Here is a 20,536-nt window from a genome sequence, read left to right as displayed (position 1 = left end):
TGAGGAACCGAGCCGGCCGGGCGGAGGATCATGCCGGATGTATCATCCAACCGGAGCCCCATGATCCGACGTGTCCGAGTGTTATTGTGCTTTTCGCGGGCTTGGAAATACGCCTTTCGACCAAAAGACTTTCAGCAATTCTGCGGCGCGCCCTCGGCTGACCCCCGCCTCCCGCCTGCACTCTTGGCGCGGAGGCGCGACCGGGCTGACCATGGGACCGCGACATCGTGATCGTCGGCTCCGGCGTCTCAGATGCATGCGTGCGAGCGGCCTGATCGGCCTGGTACGCGCGCTGTTCGACCCTGTGATCGGGCCGCGCCTGACCGGGGACGCGACAAGCCTCCTCCACTGAGGTCAAGGAACCCGGGGAAGCTCAAGAGAAGAAAAAAGGGACCCGCTCCATGCTGTCCCCCTTGTCACGGTTTTTTGTGTGCCGGCTTCTTATGGGCGCCCGGCGCCGGGATACGCAGGATCACGGCGTGATTGCTCAATTGAAGAGCAATGTGCCGGGCATGCTGTTCGCTGCTGCGCGGCTCAGTGCCCTGCGCGATGTCGAAAACCTCGACCTTTTTCTGTGGCCTGGCGAAGGTCACGGTGACGTCGTCCGTTCCGTCGCGCCTTTCGTCCCAGACGACAAGATCGAATTCGCCGTCGCTCTTCTGGAGCAAAAGGTCATGCACGGTCTTCGACTTGGTCCCGATCGTGAAGGAGAGGCTTCCCGGATGGGGCAGGGTGCCCTGATCGGCCAGGATGGTGGTGAGATTGTGGATATAGGTCGCGGCCATCTTCGGCCGGGCGCCGTCGAAAAGCCCCTGATGGCCTGAGCCACCTTCGTTATCCTCCAATTCGTAGATGAAGGTGTAGCGCCACCCGCGCCGGAACTGGGCGAGATAGGTATTGCTCAGGACCGCGGCCTGCACCGCCTCGCCGCCGGTATCGGAGACACTGTCCCACCCCGTCTCGGTCGTGACCCGCGGTTCATGGACGATAGCCGCCGCATCATAGCCGCGGAAACGGCGCAGCCAGGTGACACCGCAATTGCCCCAGAGCCCATCCCATCGCCCATCAAGCGTAGGATCGGCCGCCTGCCAGGCCTGGTTGTTGCCGTAGCCGCCATGCACGCCGCTGACATAGTTATGGACGTTGAGGAAATCCGCGAAATGCGTGCCGGGCGGTACGGCGCCCTTAAAGTTCGCGGGCGTGGTGCGGAATTGCAGGCCGAGATCGGTCGGCTGGGCTCCGGTCTCCGACACGCCGAAGACGGGATAGGCTTTCAGTGCGGGATCGGCCTTCACTGCGCTGTAGAGAGCCTCCTGGAAGGCCGCGACCGGTTCCCAGCCATGGTCGTGGCCGCCCTGCTTGCCCTGGTAGGTGATGGCGAAATTGTTCGGCTCGTTCGGCCCTTCGAGGGCGAGCAGCGCATGCGCCTGGGCTAATATCCGCGCCGAAGCCAGCTCGCCTGAAAGATTGCCGCCGCCCTGGATGACGAAGCGCACGCCCGTCGCCTGGGCCAGCATGACCTCGCTGTCGACATGGCGGATACCGTCCCGCACCGCGCGGACGCCGAGATAGCGCAGCGGGGCGATGTAGTTCTTTGCGTCATAGCCCTGGTCGATATGAATATTGACCCCAAGCGATGACAGGAAGCTTTCCGCGCTCGCCGCGCGCACCGGCCGCACTGGCCCAGTGTTGAGGCCGCTGTTCTCCGCTGCGCCTGCCGCCTGTGCCGGAAGGGGCAGGACCAGGAGGCAGATGAGCGACAGCCGGGGCAGCGTGACGGCGCCCGCCGGGCTGACGGTCCGGGGCAATGTGGCGCCGCTCAATGTGCGCCGGTCCGCGCCAGAACTGCGGGGAGGGTCTTCAGCAGCACCGCGATATCGAGCCACACGCTCCAGTTGTTGACATACCAAACATCGAGCTGCACCCGCCGGGCATAGGTCGTGTTGCTGCGGCCGCTGACCTGCCACAGCCCGGTCACGCCCGGGCGGGTATTGTAGTAATGGGCGATGTCCTCGCCATAGAAGCGCACCTCGCTCTGCACGATCGGCCGCGGCCCGACCAAGCTCATCTGCCGGCGGATGACATTGATGAGCTGGGGCAGTTCATCAAGGCTCGTCTTGCGCAGGAAGCGGCCGAAGGGGGTAACGCGGGGATCGTTCCGCAACTTCTGCGTTTCGTCCCACTCCGCCTGAAGCGCCGGATCCTGCGCCAGGGCCTGCTGCAGCACGCGATCGCCGTCCACCACCATGGTGCGGAATTTCAGGCAGGGAAAGAGGCGGCCACCGATGCCGAGACGGGGATGGGCGAAGAAGAGCGGCCCGTCTGAGAACAGGTTGAACAGCCAGGCGAGCAGGAAGATGGGGCTTGAGAGGATGAGCAGGAGGACCGCGGCCGCCAAGTCGATGGCGGATTTCAGCATTTGGGCGGCGGTGCGGGAGGTGCCGTGCTGGAAGCTCAGCATGACGACGTCGTGGCTGAAGAAGCGCGTCGATTGCCAAGCGAGCGCGGGCACGGCCCGGGGACCCGGGGCGATGGCGAAGGGCACCGTATCGCGCAGCGCAGAATCGATCAGCTGGCGCTGCAGTACGGTGTCACTGTCGAGCGCGAAGACGATCTGGGCCGCGTGGTGGCGCTCCAGAATGGCGCGCAGATGCGAGCCGCCGGCATTGGGGACGAGCATGTGAGGATCGACCCGGCCGACGATCGCGTAACCGAGCGACGGATCGGAGGCGAGGGCCGCTTCTGCCGCAAGGGCGGCATCACCGTCGCCCACCAAGACGATGGGCAGGCGCCAGGCGCCGGTTTGCACCAGCAGTGTCTTGGCCAGCGCATTGGCGAGGGTCGCGAGCAGCGGGAAGAGCAGAAGGATGGCGAGCCCCGGGAGATGGCCCATCACGTCCCGATTGAAGAAGCCGACGAGAAATTCGACGCCGATCGCCCAGGAGGACGCGGCGAAAAGCTGGCTCGCCTCCGCCCAGAAGGGCGTGCGGGCGGTATAGCGCCCACGCAGCGCGAGATAGGCGATGGAGATGCCGAGGATGACGGTGATTTCGAAGACATTGGTGGTGGCGACCGGCATGATCCGCGCGGGATTGGCCGCGAACAGAACAGTGCCGCCGACCACGACGGTCTGTGCAAGCACGGCGGCCAGAAGATCGGCCGCGAGGAAGGAGATGGCGCAGGTGACGGGTGAAAGCTTGGGCTGGGCGGCGACCGCGAAATTCACGTCGCGCGCCGCCATGACCTGGGAAGCAGGATGACCTTTCAAACTGGACAAGCAATCCTCCCGGAGGTGCGATTTCAATCCGAGGAGATCTAAGAGAGTCGCGGCCTGTTGAGATGACGCCAGTTCGGTCAAGACTGAGGCGCCGAGAGGCTGTAGTGGCGCACCTGTTTTGGCAGGCGTATCGGCCGCAGGACTGAGCAACGGGAATCGACACTGGCCGACCGGGGGAGAAAGACGGTGGTGCATCGCTGCGCGCAACGCGTGGACTGCGCCATTGGGCCGAGGCGGCCAGGGCGACAGGTGACGGACGTACCTCCTTCGCCCCATGCGCGTTCGAATGGCCATTGGCTCGAAGGGAGACGGAACGCGCCTGGCACGCCATCACGTTCCGGTGGGCGGGGCGATGGCCGATCAGGCAGCCTCGGACGGTGTGCCGGAATCCTCTTTTTCTGAGAGAGAGCCGGGCACAAACCGTGTTCAGGTGGTGCGCCGCGCTGGATTTGTCACCCGTCCGCAGTATGCGGCAGGCGCGTCTTCCCGCCGGGACTTGGCGAAGGCCGCGCGCCTCGCTCAAAAGATCGCAGGCGTGGACTGCGCCGTTGCTCGGAATGGCCTTCGCCAGTTGGATATGATCCGCCCAGGGGCAAACCCCGGCAGATGCCAATTCCATCACCGCAAACGATAGCTAAGACCAGCACCTCGGTGTCACGGTGCTCACAGGTGAGCGGCTGGAATACGCGGAGTCGAGATTTGATAGTCCAAATGTCAGGGGCACGGGGGCGACGAGGATGACAGCCGAGCGTCACGCAGCTTGGGCAGCGAATCGACATCATCCGAGGCGTCTATCAGCGGAACGGGCTGATACGGACGTTGCATTTCGGCTTGGAAGGGAACCGAGAGGAATAAAAAAAAGCCCCGCTAGCGGCGGGGCTTTTTTGTCCATGCTTTCAGAACTTCAGAAATAGCGCTCGAAAATGGTCACGACGTCGCCAGGGCGGAGCTCCTCGCCGCGCGGCGCCTGGCCCTCCTCGACCTGGCCGTCTTCCTTGCGGAGAACGGAGACGTAGCCTGTCTGTGCGCGATAGGTGAAGCCGCCGGCGATTGCGACGAGGGTCAGTGCCGTCATCCCGGGCTCGTAGGGATACTGGCCGGGCGTCTTGACCTCGCCGAGGACGAAGACGGGGCGGTATTTCGTGATCTCGACCGAGACGCTCGGGCTGTTGAGAAGCTTGCGCTGCTCGAGATCGGTCGCGATCGTCTGTGCCAGCTGGTCGGTCGTCTTGCCGCGGGCAGGCACGTCGCCCAGCAATGGCACCGAAATAGTGCCGCTGTCATTGACGGTGAAACGCCCCGTGAGTTCGGTCTGGCCGAAGACCACGATCCGCACCTCCTCGCCGGCGCCGAGCGTATAGGACGCCGGCGCCGTCTCCGCGAGCTTCGGCAGGCCGGAGCCGGGCGCGCAGGCCGAGAGCGCCAGGGTGGCGGCAAGCCCGAGCGCCGCCAGGCGCGGCGCGCGCCCGCGCGCGTTAGAGGGGATGCAGAAGGGAAGATTCATCGCGGCCACCGCCTGTTTTTCTTGTTCGTTCAAGACATTGACACCCGTGGGAGAGGAATGTGCACTCAATTTGCGTCGGTCAGCAAGATCACGCGTCGTGGCCGGCGGTGCAGGTGCCGGTCGGCTCCGGGTTTAGCCAGAAGTTTGCTCCAGTCGCCACTCAGAGCGGTCTCCGCGGGTTTGCCGGGGGCCAAGGTGGCGTTCCAGGCCGCTTGCATTTTCTGCAGGCGGATCGCCTGGGGCGAAAGGGCGAACCCGCCGCCATGAAGCACCGCTTCGACCTGCCGCCGATAGGGCATGGCGAGAGCGAGCGTTTCGGAGTGGTAGCGTCCGGCCGCCTCGTGCCAATCCCCCGTTTCGGCATGCAGCGACGTGAGGAAGCGAGCCGCGTAATCGGCGTTATGTGCCGGGTCGAAGGCATCGTCGAGCGTTCTGAAGGCAGAGGGATGATACATCAAATTCACTTGCATGCAGCCGACGTCGATGGAGGCAACGCCGCGCGCCTGGGCCTGCTGCACCCACTGGATGGCGGCGGCCTCGGTTGCGAAGTAATGGCTTTGGCTCTCGGCCTGGACGGTCCAGGGCCAGGGCCGGCGGGTTGACCCGCCATCCACGGGGCGGCCGGATTCGACCTCGCTGATCGCATAAAGCAAGCCGGTGGGCAGGGTATAGCGGGCTTCCGCCGCCTGCACGGCCGCGCCGCAGAGTTGGCTCGAATCGGCGGGCTTGTCGAGCAGGCCGGCATGGGCGCGGCCTGCACCAAGGACGGCGCTCAGAGCAAGGACGGCCACGGCGAGGCGGCTGGTCCGGGACTGCTGCGCCATCACGCGGCCTGCCGAACGACGTCACCGAGCAGACGGGCGGAGGAGGCCCAGCTCAGCCGCTCAGCCCGCGCACGGCCGCGCGCGCTGAGATCGGCGCGCAGCCCGGGCTCGTCCAGCAATCGCGTAATGGTGCCCGAAAGCGAGGCCGGCTCATCGAGCCGCGCATAGAGCGCGTCCTCACCGCAGATCTCTTCGACCGCGCCGCCGCGTGTGGCGATGACCGGGCAACCACAGATCATCGCCTCGACTGGCGGCAGGCCGAAACCCTCGTAGCGCGAGGGGAAGAGGAGGCAGGCGGCATTCTCGTAGAGGGCGCGCAGTTCGGCATCGCTGGCGCGGCCGAGCGAGCGGATGGCAGACGCTTCTTCCGTATCCTGAAAGACGGCGCGATTGGCGCCGCCCGTCATGGCGACGACCATGCCGCGCGCGGCCAGTGCCTGCACGACCTCGTCAAGGGCGGCGAGGTTCTTATGCGCCGCGCGGCTGCCGACGACGAGGGCGAAGCGCCCTCGCTCCAGCCCGTGCCGCGCGAGCACGCTCTCGTCCGCGGGGACACGCAGGATGTGGTCCGCGCCTTCGTAAATGACGGCGATGCGCGCGGGATCAAGCCCGAGCCGGGCCGCGATGCGGGCGCGCGAGAATTCCGAGACGGTCGCGATGCGGGCCCCGCGACGGACCAGGGCGTGTTGCAAGCTCTTGTACCAGAGGCGGAACTTCCAGGAATAGGAATAGGGCGTATCGAAGACGCCGGCATCGTGGATGACGACGACTTGGCCGGCGCCGCTGAGGAGGGGGGCGGTATTGCCGAGATTGACAAGGGTGCCGCCGCGGGCTGCCCGCGGCAGGTCGATCTGCTCCCACAGATGTCCCTGGCGATGGCCGACCGGGCGCGCCGAGGGCTGCGTGCCACCTGGGAGAACCGCGGCAGATCCGTCAAGTTGCGGTGTCAAAAGCGTGGTCTCGGGCCATTCCCCGGCGGCCGTCAGCGTGCCGATCGCGCCGACGATTTCTGCGGCAAAACGTTGCACGCCGGTCACCGGCTGGGCGAGGTAGCGGCCATTGAGATAGACGGGGCCGGGCATCATGCGAAACTGCCTCTGTTGTTGGGGCTCTCGGCCAGGATTGCGGAGCCCGCGGGGCGGTGGGCGACGGCTTGGCTACGCCTGCTCTCGGACAGCATGCGTGCCGCTGTGCCGGTGACGCAGCCGAGTTGGAGATAGAAGACGATGGAACTGATCGTGGGAGCGGAAAGAAGGGCGGCGGCGAGCTGGCCGGCGAGCGCGGCGCCGAAACCCTCCAGCACCACGCCACCCGCATGGTTGGGATTGCGGCGCCCGGCGCGGCGCATGAGCAATGTCACCTGCAAGGCAAGCAGAGCCACCATGGCGAGGCCGAAAACGCCGCCATTGGCGGCAAGGCCGGGCACCAGGCTGGAGGTGCGGAAGCTGCCCCAGCCGACGCCGAGCCCATCGGTTTGCCCCAGTGTCGCGAGGGCTGCGTCGTCGAGACCGCTGCGCTCCTGATAGGACTGGCTGTCACCCTTCGACAGCGTCGCGTCCATCACCTCGCTGACAGAGGATTGCAGCGCGGGGACCATGATGAAGACCGGCCCGAGCAGAAGGCCGCCGACCAGAAGCAGGGCACCACCCTTCTTCGCCAGTTGTGCGGCGGCGGCCGGCTGGCGCGTCAGAAACGCGTAGCCGATCATGACGGGAAAGCCGGCGACGAGGGTCAGAATGCCTGTGGTCGAGGTCGAGCACAGCATGGCGAGAATCGCGAGGCCGAGCAGGACGTCGACCCGCATGATGCGCCGGCCCTTTGCGTTCAGCCAAAGGCAGCAGAAGAACAGGCCGGAGCAGTAGAAGGCGAGGGCCGCGGGTTCCGAGAAGGTTGCCTGAATGCGGGGTACCGGCCCGATGACCTGATTCACGATCGCCCAATTGGGGTTGGAATAGACGATCTCCTTCGGGAAGTAGACGCCCGCGATGCGATAGGCGAAATCCCAGAAGGTGAGGATAACGACCAGGTAGCCGCCGAGGAGATAGGCGCGAAGCAGGGTTTCGAAGCGAAAGCCGTGGCGTGTGACCAGCAAGCCTGCGCAGATGGCGACGATCGAATAGAGCGTCAGATAGAGCGTCTGGGTGACGTTGCCAGACGTGAAGGCGAGCGGAACATAGCCTGGATTGATCAGATCAGGCCGCTGCGGCCAGACCATGATCTGGCCCCTGAAGGCATCCGGCAGAAGGAAGATAGACAGCACCGCATAGGCGACGAGCGCGATGAGCGGCGTCATCGTGCGCAGCACCTGGGCCTCGCCCTGGTAGCGCATGCCGAGCGCATATTGGGCGACGACATAGGCAACGAAGATGAGCCCCGGCACCAGGGCAGGCTGCAGGCCGAAGGTGCCGAAGAGAAAGGCCGCGCCTGCCTCGAAAATGGCGGCCACGAAGGCGAGCTGGAGCAGCCGGATCGGATTGGTGCACCAGAGCAGGCCGAGTGGCGCCAGAACGAGGCCGAGGGTGGTGATTCCCATGGGGCGTCAGGCGCGCGACGGGTGGTAGCCTTCATAGTGCCGGAAGGCATAGGAAATGCGCCCCCCGGCCTTGGCGGCCTTCTTCTGGTCGACCTGCGTCATGACGATGCCGATGAGCGGCGTGCGGCTGTCCTGCATCAGGCGGATGGAATTCATGACCGCGTCGCGCGGCGTCTTCTCCCACTGCACCACGGCGAGCGCGGCATCGACATGCTGGCCGAGGATGAGCGCATCGGCGACCGGCAGGACGGGCGGCGTGTCCATGATGACGACGTCGTAGCGTGAGCGCGCATCGGCAAGCAGCGCCAGCATGCGCGGCGAGGCCAGCATCTCCTGGCTGTCCGAGCGCACCCGGCCGGCGAGGATGACGTCCAGCTGGGCCATGGGATGGCGGATGAGTTTCCGGCTGTCGCCGAGTGTGGCCGCCGAGAGAATTTCGCAAAGACCGGGACCGTCCGGCAGGCCGAAATAGCCGGCAAGGGAGGGGCAGCAGAAATCGCATTCCAGCAGGAGCACGCGCCAGCCGGCGGCCGCCATGTTGCGAGCCAGCCGCGCGGCGAGGATGGACTTTCCTTCCTTAGGCAGGGAGGAGGTGACCATCAGCGTCTTCGGCCGCTCGTCGCCCAACACGTGCATCTGGCCGCGAATACGGTCCAGCGCCGCGCTCATCGCCGCTTCGGCGCGACGCTCTCCCCCGCCCAGCAGGCGGCGACGATTGACCGCGGGCAGCATGCCGATGAGCGGCACGCCCATCATGGCCTCGATCTCCTCCGGTCGGCTGAAGCCGCCGCGCAGACGCTCGAGCAGGATCGCGATGCCGACGCCGACGGCGGTCGCCAGGAGCGCCGCCACCACCAGGATGCGCATGCGCTTGGGCGAGGAGGGGCCGAGCGGTGGCTCGGCGCTCGACACCAGCGAGGCATCCGGCTCCTGGATGCCGGCGACATTGGCGAGCTGTGCCGCGCGCGTCAGGAAGCTCTCATAGAGGTTGCGCGTCGCGCGCGCCTGGGATTCGAGCGTATTGAGGCCGATTTCGGCGGCGTTCTCGGTGCCCACCGCGCCGCGCAGTTGATCGAGTTGCTGTTGCAGCGCCGCTTTCTGATTCTGCGCCGCCTTGACCTGCACCGCGAGGCTGCGGGCGACCGCGCCCATTTCCGTGTGTGTCCGGGCTTCGAGCAGATTGGCGCGGGCCTGGGCCGCACGCAGTTCCGGATTGGCAGGCCCGAGGGAGGCGCTGAGCTCGGCTGCGTGCGCGGAGGCCGCGGCCGAATCCTGAACCAGCTGTGCGATCACCGGAGACGAGAGAACGGAGGGCAGGTCGGAGGGCGAGACATGGCCGCGCTCCGCCGCCTCGGCCTGGGCCAGTGCGCCTTCCTTCTCGGTCAGATCGCGCGACACCTGGACGAGTTCGGCGCTTGTCGCGTCGAGCTGCTGACGGTTGATCGTCTGCGGCTGTGGCCCGTTACCATTGTCCGAAGTGGGGGTGGATTCCGCCAAGCCATGCGCCACGCGATAGGCCTCGACAGCATCGTCCTTCTGCCGCACTTCGCCGGCGAGCGAGGCGACCTGGCCCTGAAGCCAGTCATGGGCGCGCTGCATCGCCGCGTATTTCTCCTGCACCTTGAAGGCGAGGAACTGCTTCGCGAACTCATTCGCGATACGGGCACTGAGCACGGGGTCGCGCGTTGTCACGGCAATGCCGAGAAGGCGGGAATGCGGTTCGTTCGAGAAGCTGATCTTGCGGCCGAGGATGGCAGAGGCAATGATCTCCTTGTTGCTCTGGCTCAGCGGCTGATTGTCCGGCGGCGGGATGATGTGATGATCGGCGAGGAATGTCTTGGCCTCCGCGCTGAGGCCGCCGCCATGCAGCACGAAATCGGGATCATGGGTAAGATTGAGCGCCCGGACGACGCCGAGTGCGAGCGACGGCGAACTCAGGATATCGATCTGCGTGCGCATGAGGCTCGCGATATCCTCGGCGTCGTTCGAGATCGCCTGCAGGTCGCTGACCTGGGTGCGCTGCGGCTCGATGATGAGCGACGCCTGAGAGGTGTAAAGCTTGGGCATCCTATCGACGACGTAGAACGCACCGCCGACAACGACGGCGAGTGCCAGAAGGATGATCCAGAGGCGGCGACGCAGGATGGACATCAAGCGTCCGAAGGGCACGGCGATGGGCTCGATGCCGAAACTCGGATCAACTGCGGGGCCCGGCAGCGCGGCGTGGCCACGCGCGGTCAGGGCGATGGAAGGGCGGTGGAATTCTTCATCGTGCATCAACGAAATTCATCCTGCTGCGGCATCGATCCTGGTCTTCGATGTCAGCCAATAGAATAGCATCAGGTTGCGAGAATTCTTGATCATTCCTGTGGACAGCTTTTGGCCGGTTTCGTACCCCATTTGGCCAGATCGACTTGACCGTAACGGCGGCCTAGCCAGATCGACATGAAAGCGGAACCGAGTGATCCGCCGTTTTCCTTGCTCAATCCAGCAGACTTGGAGTTTCCGGTGGCGCTCAACATCGTGATTGGCATTCCGACAGTCGGCCGCGCGGCTGTGCTTCGCGAGATCTTGATTGGAATTGAAGGCCAGACGCGGCGGCCGGACGGGATTTTAGTTTGCGGCAGCAAGCCCGCCGATGTCGCGGGGCTGGAAGGCCTGCCCGGAGTCAGCATCTTCCTGGCGCAACAGCCGGGCCTGCCGCGGCAGCGCAACGCCCTGATCGCAGCAGCGCCGGACGCAGACGTGATGCTCTTCCTCGACGACGACTTTGTCATGGCAACCGACTATCTCGCCGAGATCGAGCAGGCCATGATGAAGACTCCCGCGATCGTGGTCGCCACCGGCCATGTCGCGGCAGATGGGATCGGCGGGCCCGGCCTGACGGTGCCAGCGGCCGAGCAGGCGATCCGCACCGCTTATGGTCGGGGCGCGGGTAGTAGGGCGCGGCAGATCACCCCGGTTTTTTCCGGCTATGGCTGCAACATGGCGGTGCGCCTTGCCCCGATGCGCCAGCACGGCATCACCTTCGACGAGCGCCTTCCGCTTTATGGCTGGCAGGAAGACGTAGATCTTTCACGGCGCCTCGCCCGGCACGGCCAGGTCGTGAAAGTGGAGGCGGCGGTGGGAGCGCATTTGGGCGTCAAGCTCGGCCGCAATTCGGGCCTGCGCCTTGGCTACTCGCAGGTTGCCAATCCGCTCTATCTCGCTGGCAAGGGAGCAGGCTATCCGCTCGGGCGTGCGCTCGAACATATCGGCCGCAATCTTGTGATGAACATGCTGCATGCGCCGCGACCGGAACCCTATGTCGATCGGCGCGGACGGCTGCGCGGCAATTTGCTTGCCTTCCGCGATCTCCTGCGCCATCGCCTGACGCCGGAGCGCGTGCTGGACCTCTGAGGCGGCCGGCTTTACGCCGCTCGGGCGTGCATGCGCTCGAGGGGGAAGGCAAAGGGCTGCTCATTGCAGCCGCGATAGGCGGCTTCGGATAGTTGCGCATACAAGTCAGGGTCGCCTGCGAGGCGGCCGAGTGCCGCCGCTGCCGCTGCCGTATCGGGCTCGGCCCAATGACTGCCGTGATAGACCGCGCCAGCATCGGCCACGGGCACGACATCATAGGGCACAAGCAGGCTGTTTTCAGCCGTCGTGAAATCCATGTTGCCGGACCAGCTGGTGGCGACGGTTGGGATGCCGCGGGCGAGCGCTTCCAGCATCGGCAGGCCGAAGCCTTCGGCACGATGAAGCGACAGCAGCACATCCGCGCGGCCGTAAAGCGCCGCGAGCGCCTCGTCGCTCATGAACTCCCGGATGAGTTCGATATTGGGGGCATCAAGCGCGCCGCCGAGCCGCGCGTTCAGTGCCTGCAGATCGGCGTCACTCGCCCCAATCTTGAGCAGAAGCCGCGCCGCCGGGCCGGTGCCGAACGCGGCCTGGAAGGCGCGGACGGCACCTTCCGGATTCTTGCGCGAGAGGCTGGACCGGCTGTCCGCCATGGTGAGCACGGTGAAGGGCGCGCCCGGCATGCGGCTGCGGCGGGGGGCGGCCGGCAGGAGATGAGGCACGACCTCGATGGGCAGCCGCATCGCCCGCATCAGGCTATCCCGGGAAAAGCGGCTGGGCGTCCAGATTTCGTTCAGGTTGCCGTCACAACCATTCCAGTCGGGCGGCGGGTCCGGCAGTTCCCAGGCCCAGTAGCCGATGCGCCAGGCATCGCGTGCGGCGGGCAGAACGGCGCCGATCAGGCTTGCCGTCTGCGGGCCGCCGGAGTGAAAGATATAGGCGGTCGCTGGATCATGCGGCACGCGATGGAAAGGATTGCGCAAGGCGGCCGTCGCGTCGATCATCTCCGCCGCGACGCCGGCGCGGCGCAACGCCTGCCATTGCAGGACGGCGCCTTGAGTGATGCCGTTCCTCTTGCCGAAGGCAGCGACGATGGCGACGCGGTCGAAGCGCCGGGGCCCGGAGCGACCGCCCAGCATGCGCCGGGTCCAGGCCGAGCAGCCGGCGAGATAGCCATCCTGGAGATAGCGTTTAAGCAGGCTCGTCATGCGTGCTGCCTTCAATGAGCGGCGCGGCGGCAAGGCGCCTCGCCGATTTCCGCAGCCGCTGGCTTCTGCGCCCGGGCTTCCCGTCGACCCCCTCCGGCCGCGCGCCGCGGCGGGGGGGCGCCGCCCGCCGTGGCGGAACCTGCCCGGCGAGGAGCAGCTGGAGCGGCGCGAAGGTGCCGCCTTCATGGGCGAAGACGAAGGAGGAGATCGCCATCTCAATGCCAGTCGACTGGAGTGGCAGATGGCCGCTTGCGCCGAGGCGGAGCGACGCTGCGACCGCGGCCATCTGGTCCGCCGCCTCGTTCGGACTGACGAGGACGATCGGCTGGTGGAACGCCGCGGCGCGAAGCGTGATGATATCCTCCGGCAGATGTCGGCCATGGTCATGCGCGGTCAGGACGATGAGATCGACACCATCGTTCATTGCGGAGACAATGAAGGCGGCCGCGTTCTCGTAGGGAGTGAGGCGAAGCGGCGATATCCCTTGCGAGAGGGCCGTCGTCATGCATTCCCGTGTCAGCTGACAAGGATCGACCCAGGCGATGCGGATGGAGCGGCCCATTACATGGCCTGCAGGCAGGCGCATGCGGCAATATCCGCCAGGCGGTGATCCGGCCTCATCGGCTGATCTCGGGCGAGGCTTCAGGATCCGGCCGGGCGCAAGGTCCGTGGGGACTGCAGGCAGGAAAGGCATGTATCATTGTTTGATCACCAATCTCGAATCGGTCTCGCTCTCCTCATGGAGTAGAAGAATGGGGTTCGGTAGACAATCGTCGCCATCCTCATCACTATAGTGGATGGGTGGACGGAAGCCTGCCCGGATGGGAGGGTTTGCCGCGCGCGTCACGCCCGGGGCTAAGGCAAAGGCCTGAGTATGAGGGCCGGGATTCTCCACCTGGGTGATGCCGGGGAGTGTGGAGCCCGGCAACCGGCATAGGCGGGCTGGGCGGCCTGGCTGCCGCCCGGGACGCGCTAGAGGCTGGAGCGCGCTTCGCCGCCGGGATAGTGCTTCAGCGCATTGAAGGCTGCCTGGGTCCGGTTGGTCGCACCCATCTTGCGCATGATGTTGCGGATATGGACCTTGGCGGTGCTCTCGCTCATGCCGAGTTCATGGGCGATGATTTTGTTCGCCTTGCCTTGCTGCAGCTGGGCGAGAACGTCGCGCTGCCGCGCGGTAAGCTTGTATGGCGCATCGTCGCTCTGCCGCTCGGCCGGTGCCGGGCTTGAAAGCAAGAGATCGAGCGGCGCGAAGGTGCCCCCGGACTGTACGAAGCGGATCGCAGAGAGCGTCATACCGAGGCCCATGCTGCGGGTCGAGATGAAGCCACTCGCGCCGGCCCGCAGGGTGTTGCGGATGGTGTCGATCTGACAATGCTCTTCGAGATCGGAGAGGATGACCACGGGCGTCCGCACGATGGCGGCACGCAGCATCGCGGTTTCCTGCAAGCAGGTTTCGTAGGAACCATGCGCATGGAGCACGATGGCGTCGACCTCCCCGACCTCGCTCGCGAGGAATTGGGTGACCGAGGCAAAGGGATGAACCGTGAGCTTCGGTTCCGATTCCGACAGCACTTTCATGATGCAGTCGCGCGACAGCGCGTAGGCATCGATCCAGGCGATCCGTGTGACCGGGCCCTGCGCGTCATGCGAAAGATTAGGACCGCCATCCGCTTTCGTAGCATTGCTCGGATTGTCGGCAGCATTGGTCTGCGTACCATCCACCTCCAAAGATCCGATATCGGGGTACGTTCGGTCAAAATGAGGCATCGATTGATCCATTTGTCACCTTCGGGTGAAATTGATGTGGCGCAACTTATGTGCGTCCGCAGCAAAGTCACCAGTAGAATTTCATCCATCGGCCATACGGGTAGAAGAGGTAGCCCACTCATCCTTTTCAGAGAATGAGACTAAGCCTTTTGTTGTCACGCGACGGTGAAGCGAGCGTTGCGTGGCAAGTGAGGCGCAATCGGTGATGGGCGCCCTGCTGTCGCATGGGCAGGCTTTCCGCGGATCGTTGCAAATAACGCCCGAAGAAAAAGACACGAATTATTGATATCAAATCTACTGATCGGGGCGCGGAAACTCGTCCGCCCTAAGCGCGACCTGGGTTCGATTGGCCACGCCCATCTTCTGCATGATGTTGCGCACATGGACTTTCACCGTGCTCGCACTCATGCCGAGTTCGTCGGCGACCACTTTGTTGGGCTTGCCCAGGCGGATGAGATCCAGCACCGCGTGCTCGCGCTGCGTGAGCCGGCCGTCCGCCGCCTTGGGCGGTGCGGCGGCCACGGCGGGCTGGCCATCCATAAAGAGAAAATCGCGCGGCACGAACGTGCCGCCCGAATAAACCAGGCTGATGGCCGAAACCATCATCTGCAGGCCGGTCCGCCGGGTCAGAATGAAGCCCGCGACCCCCAGGGAGAGAATGTCGCGCACGACGGCCGGCGCCAGCGTGACCGCATCCGAAAGCACGACGACACGCGCGCCCGGATAGGTCGCATGAACCGCTTCGACGAGCTTGATGTCGACATTCTCTTCGGCATGCGAGTAGCACACCACAAGGTCAGGTGAGTCTTCGTTGGCGCGGAGGCATTCTTCGAGCGATTCGAACCCGTGAATGGTGAACTGCGGCTGGGCCGCGAGCACGGCGCCGACGAGGCATTCCCGGCTCAACCGCGCAGGATCGAGCCAGACCATCGAAAGCGGAGCGGCATCGGGGGCGAAGGCGAGGTTTGGACTGTCGAGGCCAATGGCCCGACCCCCGAACAAATCCACGCTCTCGGCATCCCTGTTCAACGGTCGAAATCCTTAAAACCAAGTCTGGCGGTGATCCGCGCTATTGTTGTTTCGCAAACTCGAGAGCATGCGTCGTCGGAACTGCCACTCTCATGTCGTGCCTGGGTGATGGGTGAAAGCCTCAAACGGGGTTCCTTTTGGCGGGAGGATTGGCTGGCGAGGGCAAAAATTGGGCCCAAAGCCTTACGCGGCACCGGCTGAGATGGATGCGGATGGCATGGATTTCATTATGTTGGCGGCTAGAAATGGGCATTGCGCCCGTATTTTTAGTGGGATGAGCGCAAAAAGCCTTAGTTTTTGTTTTGTGTTCCCACTTTTGGCCTGACGCCTCCGCCAAAAGGCGTAGTACCGACGGCCGGTTCGCTTTACCTCCCGCTCGCGCCGTCCGGTCGTTTGCACGCAAACGTGATGGTGTCGTGACGGACAATGCTATGGCTTGGAAATGCGGCAGAAGTGGAACCGGATCTTGACGTCAAAGTTGTGTCGTCCAGCTATCCGCCGCGGGGGAGGCTCTCCGCCTTCGTGACGCGGGCGCCGGATCGGCTGAGATGCCGAGACATTACAAAAACGAGAGCAGGAGGCGCGGCTGGAAGCGACCAGAGAGTGACCGCGGGCCATCGAAGCGATCCGGCGTCTGTCGGATCCGCGAAGCCAGCCTAAGCCATTGATAAGAGGTTGGTTTACCGTTCAGGTGAACTGCCCGCGCGGGTCGATCTCAGCCGATCGGGCCCTAGAGCGGCCGCAGGATGATCGTCACGGCATAGGCATTGGTGGAGGAGAGGTTGGCGAGGAAGAGTGCGCTGCCGCCCCAGTTGAATTGGAACGTGTAGGTGTTGGCGGTTGTCGTCGCATAGTAGCCGGCCGGCGGCGCTACTCCGGTTCCGGGGCCGCTGTCGGTCGGATAGTTGACCGCAAAAACATGGCCATTCTGGCCCTGCGCGTCCGGCGGGCCGCCGATCAGGGCGACGACCGCGGTGGTGGCGGCGTTGCATTGCAAAACGAGCTGCATCCATTGCGGCGCGGCGACAGACTGGCCGGTCTGCCCTGGAGCGAGGGTCCGCCCCGGCGGCCCGACGGCGATAGGAAGCGGTGTTATGCCCGGCAGGCCAGGGCCGATCGCCTGAATCGCAATCGGTGTTTCGGTATTGGGGCTGATATTGGTGATGCTGAGATTGTTCGCCTTCCAGTTGTCCATGAGAAAGGACGGCTGATTGGCGCCGGCCGCCACCGTGTAGAAGTTGGGCGAGCCGCCACCGGAGGTGAGCGAGATCGCGCCCTGATTGTTCTTGGCGCTCATGTTCTCATAGGTGAAGACCATGGTGCCGTTCACGGTCTGCGGCATATTGGCATTCTGATCGGGCGACAGGACCAGCCGCGCGCCGTCCCAATCCGGGGCTACCGATCGCTGATCGATGATCGCATAGGGCAGGGTCTGCGGCGGCGCGCTGAGCGGCAAGTGCGCGCGCTCTAGAGCGGCCGCATGAGCACCCGCGCGCCGGAGGCGGTGGCGGGCGACATGTTCACGGCATAGACCAGGCTGCTGCCCCAGTTGAAGGGAAGGGTGTAGGCGTTTCCCGTGGTGGTCGCGTAATAGCCGGGAGGCGGGGAGGTGCCCGTGCCTGGGCCGGTATTGGCGCTGGCATTGACCGCGATGCCGTAGCCGTTGTTCCCGCCCGCGTCCACCGGGCCGCCGACGATGCCGAAGATGCACAGTGTCGGCGTATTGCTCTGCAGGATGAGCTGCATCCATTGCGGCAGTGCCTTGCCGGCCGCGCTCTGCCCGGTTGCCAGGGCAATCGAAGTGCCGTCCGCCTTCAAGGCAAGCGAGCTCTGGCCCGGCACCCCGGGGCCGAAGGCCGAGATCCAGATCGGTGTCGCCTGCTGGGGGCTGACGTTGGTCAGGCTAAGATTGTTTGCATGCCAGTTGGCCATCAGCATGCCCGGCTGGGCAGCAAGGGCGGGGGCTTCGAGAAACTGAGGCCGGCTGCCGCCCGAGGTGAGCGCGAGCTGGCCGGCATTGTTCTGGGACGCCTGGTTGACCCAGCCGAGGATCATTGTGCCGTTCGCGGTCTGCGGCATGACGGCATTGGCATTGACCGCAAGTACGAGGCCGCTGCCGTTCCAGCCGGAAGCGACCGTATTGCGGCCGATGATGGCGAAGGCCGGGCGCGACGGTCGTAGGCTGGACATGGCAATCTCCCGAAAGACGGGGCCGGACGGACAACCGCCCGGCCGCCGTGTCGTGTCACAGGGCGCGCAGGAGAACCGAGACCGATTGCGCCGTGCTCGGCGACATATTGGCGACGAAGACGAGGCTGCTGCCCCAGTTGAAGGGGAAGGTGTAGGTATTCGAGGTCGTCGTCGCGTAGTAGCCGGGCGGCGGGGGCGGGTTGCTGCCCGGGCCGGTATTGGCCGCGGCGTTGACCGCGATGAGATAGCCATTGTTGCCCGTGGCATCCGGCGGCCCGCCGATCAGGGCGACGATGCCGAGCGTCGGCCCCGTCACCTGAACCACAAGCTGCACCCATTGCGGCGAGGAATTGCCCTGGGCGACTTGGCCGTAGCTGAGCATGAGCGGCGTGCCGATGGTGAGCGCGAGAGGCGTGATGCCCGTGATGCCGGGGCCCACCGCCTGCACGAGGATGGGCGTGTCGTTGTTCGCGCTGATATTGGTGAGACTGAGATTGTTGGCGTGCCAGTTGCTGGTTCTCGCCGTCGGCTGATTGGCGTGCGCATCCACGGTGATGAATTCGGGGATGGCCCCGCCCGAGGTAAGCGAGATTTGGCCTTGGTTGTTGCCGCTGGTCTGGTTGAGCAGGGTCAGGACCATCGTGCCGTTCGGGGTTTGCGGCATGACCGTGTTCTGATTGGTCAGCAAGGTCGTGGGCGCGCCGTTCCAGCTCGCATTGACTGCATTGTCCGACTTGTCGATGAGTGTGAATGCGTGTTTGGTCATCTCTGTCTTTCCTGTTCAATGAGGCGTTGTCGATGGTTGTTGGCGCGGTCCGCCGGTCTCCGTTCGCCCGCAATACGCCACGGCCGGTTCGTCTGACCTGTCATGGTGCGACATCCGCCGTTTTGAGCTGCAGGCGGCGCAGGCGGAGCAGCGGCGTGTTGAGCCCACTGAGTTCGGCATAGAGCGTCACGTCGAAAACGAACTGGGCACCCGCCAGTCCGTCACTGCCGAAGGCGACCTTGTTGGTCTCGGCCCAGGCGGCGACCTGAGCTGCGTAACGGCTCGAGAGATCGGAGAGCTGGGCTGGGTTGCTGCCGTCGATCAGGAAAGAGCGCGCGAGGGTCACCGGCATCAGGGGCTGCACCGGATTGGCGGAGGTGATGCCGCCGGCGGACGCCACCGGATACTGGAAACTGCAGGCCATCTTGACGCGGCGCGAGATTGAGTCCGCCGTGCTGGCCCTGGCATGGGCAGCAAGAAGATCAGTGAGGCAGCCGCCGTTGCCGATGAGATCATATATCAGGGTATAGAGTCTCTGACAGAGACTGGTCACACCCGGCGGGCCCTCTGCAGGGCAGCCAGTGCCGATTCCCTGATTGGGCAGCGCCGCCACGTCGATCGGAGTTGCATTATCAATAAAAGGCGTCACCGGCTGGGTCGCGCTGATGATCGGCGTCATGTAGACGTAGTCGCCCTGCACATACCAGCTGGTGCCGCCGGCATCCGTCATTTCGATCAGGTTGCGCTCCACCTGTACGGCGGCGAGCGCGTTTTCGGCGGCGAGGACATTGAGGGCGGCGACCTCCACCGCATGCACGATCCAGTCATCCGCCAGCGGGGGTACCGGCGTATACCGGTCGGTGATGGCACTGGCCGTGCGCCCCGGCACCTGATTGGGATAGGGCACGAGCTGCGGGTCGAGCGCCTCGACCGAAAGCGCGGCGCCCGGGAAGCTCGATTCCTGGGCGTCCCAGGCAAGGGTGATCTGCCGGCCATCGCCCACCGCGTCCGCAACATCGGTGACGGTATAGACATCCGTGATCCTGGTGAGGCCGCCGGACGCGCGCGCGGAGATGCCGGGCGGCGTCCAGGTGGTATTGGTGACGACGTCGGTCACCAGCCGGGCGAAGACCGCCGCTGCCGCCGCCCAGTTGGGACTGGCGCGGTCGGTCAGCACCGGCTGGATGACGGGATAGGTGGCGCTGAAGCGGGCGAGCGCCTCGAAGAGGCTGTATGTGACCGGCGCGCCCGTGCGCAGCGCCGCCGCGCGGGTTTGCGCGGCGCCGCTGACCGTCAGATCGGTATTGTAGGTGACCGCGGTGACGATCTGGTCATGCGGCGTCAGCGGCACCTGATAGACATAGTTCAGATGCCAGGCGGCGGCGGCGATGAGCGGATTGTCGCTCTCGCTGACGCCGCTGCCAGAGCCGGGCAGCGCCTCTTGCCGCACCAAGGTGGGCGGCGTCGGGAATTGCCGGAAGACCAGGGGAATCTCGGTCGCTTGGCCGTCCGGGCCGAGATGCGGCAGCTTGGCATAGGGATTGACCAGCTGCAGCCAGATCGAGGGCCGCGCCTCGCCCGGCGGCGTCTCGCTCGCGGGGGCCAGGAAATGCTGGATATGGGTCGCGTTGAAACTGAGATCGAGCGACAGCGCGGCGGTATCGCGGATGTCGTTGACGCCGAAGAGGAAGGTGAGCAGCCCGGGGCCGCTCGGCGGGATCGCGACATGCGGCGAGGAGAGGGTAAAGCCACGGTCGAGCGCGGTGCCGTCGGTCGGCACCACGGTGCCGAACAGTTCGTAGAGATCGCCGATGCCGGCGGGAAGCTGGCTCGTCCAGGAGACATCGTATTGGACGATGGTATCGGTCGTATAGGCGGTGGCCAGCGCCGCGCGCATCTGCTGCTCGAAGGCGTCCCGCGCCGCCTGCCATTGCGTGGCATTGCCCGTGAAGGGGGCTTGGGGCGGAAACAGCCAGTCGATCTCCCTGGTCGCATAGAGTGTGGCGATATTCGCGCGGCCATCGGCCATGGCGACGTAGGCATCGCGCGCCTGCGTGAATGCCTGTGCGGCCGAGGCTGGCGCCAGCATCAGATCGAGC

The 20,536-nt window shown here is 65.2% G+C and carries 16 protein-coding genes; 1 reads left to right on the top strand and 15 read right to left on the bottom strand.

The features are described from left to right. Nucleotides 1-416: 416 nt before the first annotated feature. The 7 genes from VL752_RS02375 to VL752_RS02345 all read right to left on the bottom strand — a co-directional run bounded on the left by VL752_RS02375 (nt 417) and on the right by VL752_RS02345 (nt 10,415). Entirely contained in the window at nt 417-1,823 is a 1,407-nt protein-coding gene (locus VL752_RS02375; RefSeq protein WP_325352134.1) for a hypothetical protein, read from the bottom strand. After that, on the bottom strand, nt 1,820-3,277 hold the full coding sequence (locus VL752_RS02370) for an exopolysaccharide biosynthesis polyprenyl glycosylphosphotransferase (RefSeq protein WP_325352133.1): 1,458 nt from the start codon (nt 3,275-3,277) through the stop codon (nt 1,820-1,822). Before VL752_RS02370 ends, VL752_RS02375 begins: the two co-directional genes overlap by 4 nt. Before the next feature lie 904 nt (nt 3,278-4,181). Then, nucleotides 4,182-4,814: a polysaccharide biosynthesis/export family protein gene (locus tag VL752_RS02365; protein WP_325352132.1), complete on the bottom strand. Its 633-nt coding sequence runs from the start codon at nt 4,812-4,814 to the stop codon at nt 4,182-4,184. Nucleotides 4,815-4,846: 32 nt separating this feature from the next. Beyond that, on the bottom strand, nt 4,847-5,605 hold the full coding sequence (locus VL752_RS02360; RefSeq protein ID WP_325352131.1) for a transglycosylase SLT domain-containing protein: 759 nt from the start codon (nt 5,603-5,605) through the stop codon (nt 4,847-4,849). Next, nucleotides 5,605-6,690, bottom strand: coding sequence for a glycosyltransferase family 4 protein (locus VL752_RS02355; protein WP_325352130.1), 1,086 nt, complete (start codon nt 6,688-6,690; stop codon nt 5,605-5,607). Before VL752_RS02355 ends, VL752_RS02360 begins: the two co-directional genes overlap by 1 nt. Beyond that, nucleotides 6,687-8,138: a hypothetical protein gene (locus tag VL752_RS02350; protein WP_325352129.1), complete on the bottom strand. Its 1,452-nt coding sequence runs from the start codon at nt 8,136-8,138 to the stop codon at nt 6,687-6,689. The genes VL752_RS02355 and VL752_RS02350 overlap by 4 nt, the downstream gene beginning before the upstream one ends. Before the next feature lie 6 nt (nt 8,139-8,144). Then, nucleotides 8,145-10,415, bottom strand: a complete 2,271-nt coding sequence (locus tag VL752_RS02345; RefSeq protein WP_325352128.1) for a GumC family protein — start codon at nt 10,413-10,415, stop codon at nt 8,145-8,147. Nucleotides 10,416-10,646: 231 nt separating this feature from the next. Between VL752_RS02345 and VL752_RS02340 the strand changes: the two genes are divergently transcribed. Then, nucleotides 10,647-11,537, top strand: a complete 891-nt coding sequence (locus tag VL752_RS02340) for a glycosyltransferase family 2 protein (RefSeq protein ID WP_325352127.1) — start codon at nt 10,647-10,649, stop codon at nt 11,535-11,537. An 11-nt stretch (nt 11,538-11,548) separates the two neighbouring features. Here the strand turns inward: VL752_RS02340 and VL752_RS02335 are convergent, their stop codons facing one another. From VL752_RS02335 to VL752_RS02300, 8 genes are all read right to left on the bottom strand, one after another. After that, a complete protein-coding gene (locus tag VL752_RS02335; protein ID WP_325352126.1) occupies nt 11,549-12,685 on the bottom strand; it encodes a glycosyltransferase family 4 protein in 1,137 nt (378 codons plus the stop codon). Further along, nucleotides 12,669-13,271 carry a hypothetical protein gene (locus VL752_RS02330; protein WP_325352125.1) on the bottom strand — a complete coding sequence of 201 codons (603 nt, stop codon included), beginning with the start codon at nt 13,269-13,271 and terminating at the stop codon, nt 12,669-12,671. The genes VL752_RS02335 and VL752_RS02330 overlap by 17 nt, the downstream gene beginning before the upstream one ends. 386 nt (nt 13,272-13,657) lie before the next feature. After that, nucleotides 13,658-14,407 carry a response regulator transcription factor gene (locus tag VL752_RS02325; RefSeq protein ID WP_325352124.1) on the bottom strand — a complete coding sequence of 250 codons (750 nt, stop codon included), beginning with the start codon at nt 14,405-14,407 and terminating at the stop codon, nt 13,658-13,660. Nucleotides 14,408-14,746: 339 nt separating this feature from the next. Next, nucleotides 14,747-15,460: a helix-turn-helix transcriptional regulator gene (locus tag VL752_RS02320; RefSeq protein ID WP_325352123.1), complete on the bottom strand. Its 714-nt coding sequence runs from the start codon at nt 15,458-15,460 to the stop codon at nt 14,747-14,749. Nucleotides 15,461-16,211: 751 nt separating this feature from the next. Beyond that, nucleotides 16,212-16,937: a hypothetical protein gene (locus VL752_RS02315; protein ID WP_325352122.1), complete on the bottom strand. Its 726-nt coding sequence runs from the start codon at nt 16,935-16,937 to the stop codon at nt 16,212-16,214. 11 nt (nt 16,938-16,948) lie between these two features. Beyond that, nucleotides 16,949-17,671 carry a hypothetical protein gene (locus tag VL752_RS02310; protein ID WP_325352121.1) on the bottom strand — a complete coding sequence of 241 codons (723 nt, stop codon included), beginning with the start codon at nt 17,669-17,671 and terminating at the stop codon, nt 16,949-16,951. Nucleotides 17,672-17,726: 55 nt separating this feature from the next. Further along, entirely contained in the window at nt 17,727-18,437 is a 711-nt protein-coding gene (locus VL752_RS02305) for a hypothetical protein (protein WP_325352120.1), read from the bottom strand. A 100-nt stretch (nt 18,438-18,537) separates the two neighbouring features. Beyond that, nucleotides 18,538-20,536: hypothetical protein (locus VL752_RS02300; RefSeq protein ID WP_325352119.1), on the bottom strand; the 1,999-nt coding region annotated here is incomplete at its 5' end.

It is taken from the genome of Acidisoma sp. (assembly GCF_035492295.1).
In the GTDB taxonomy this organism is placed as follows: domain Bacteria; phylum Pseudomonadota; class Alphaproteobacteria; order Acetobacterales; family Acetobacteraceae; genus Acidisoma.
The sequence above is the reverse complement of the archived record's forward strand: the minus strand, read 5'-3'. Positions and strand labels throughout refer to the sequence as shown.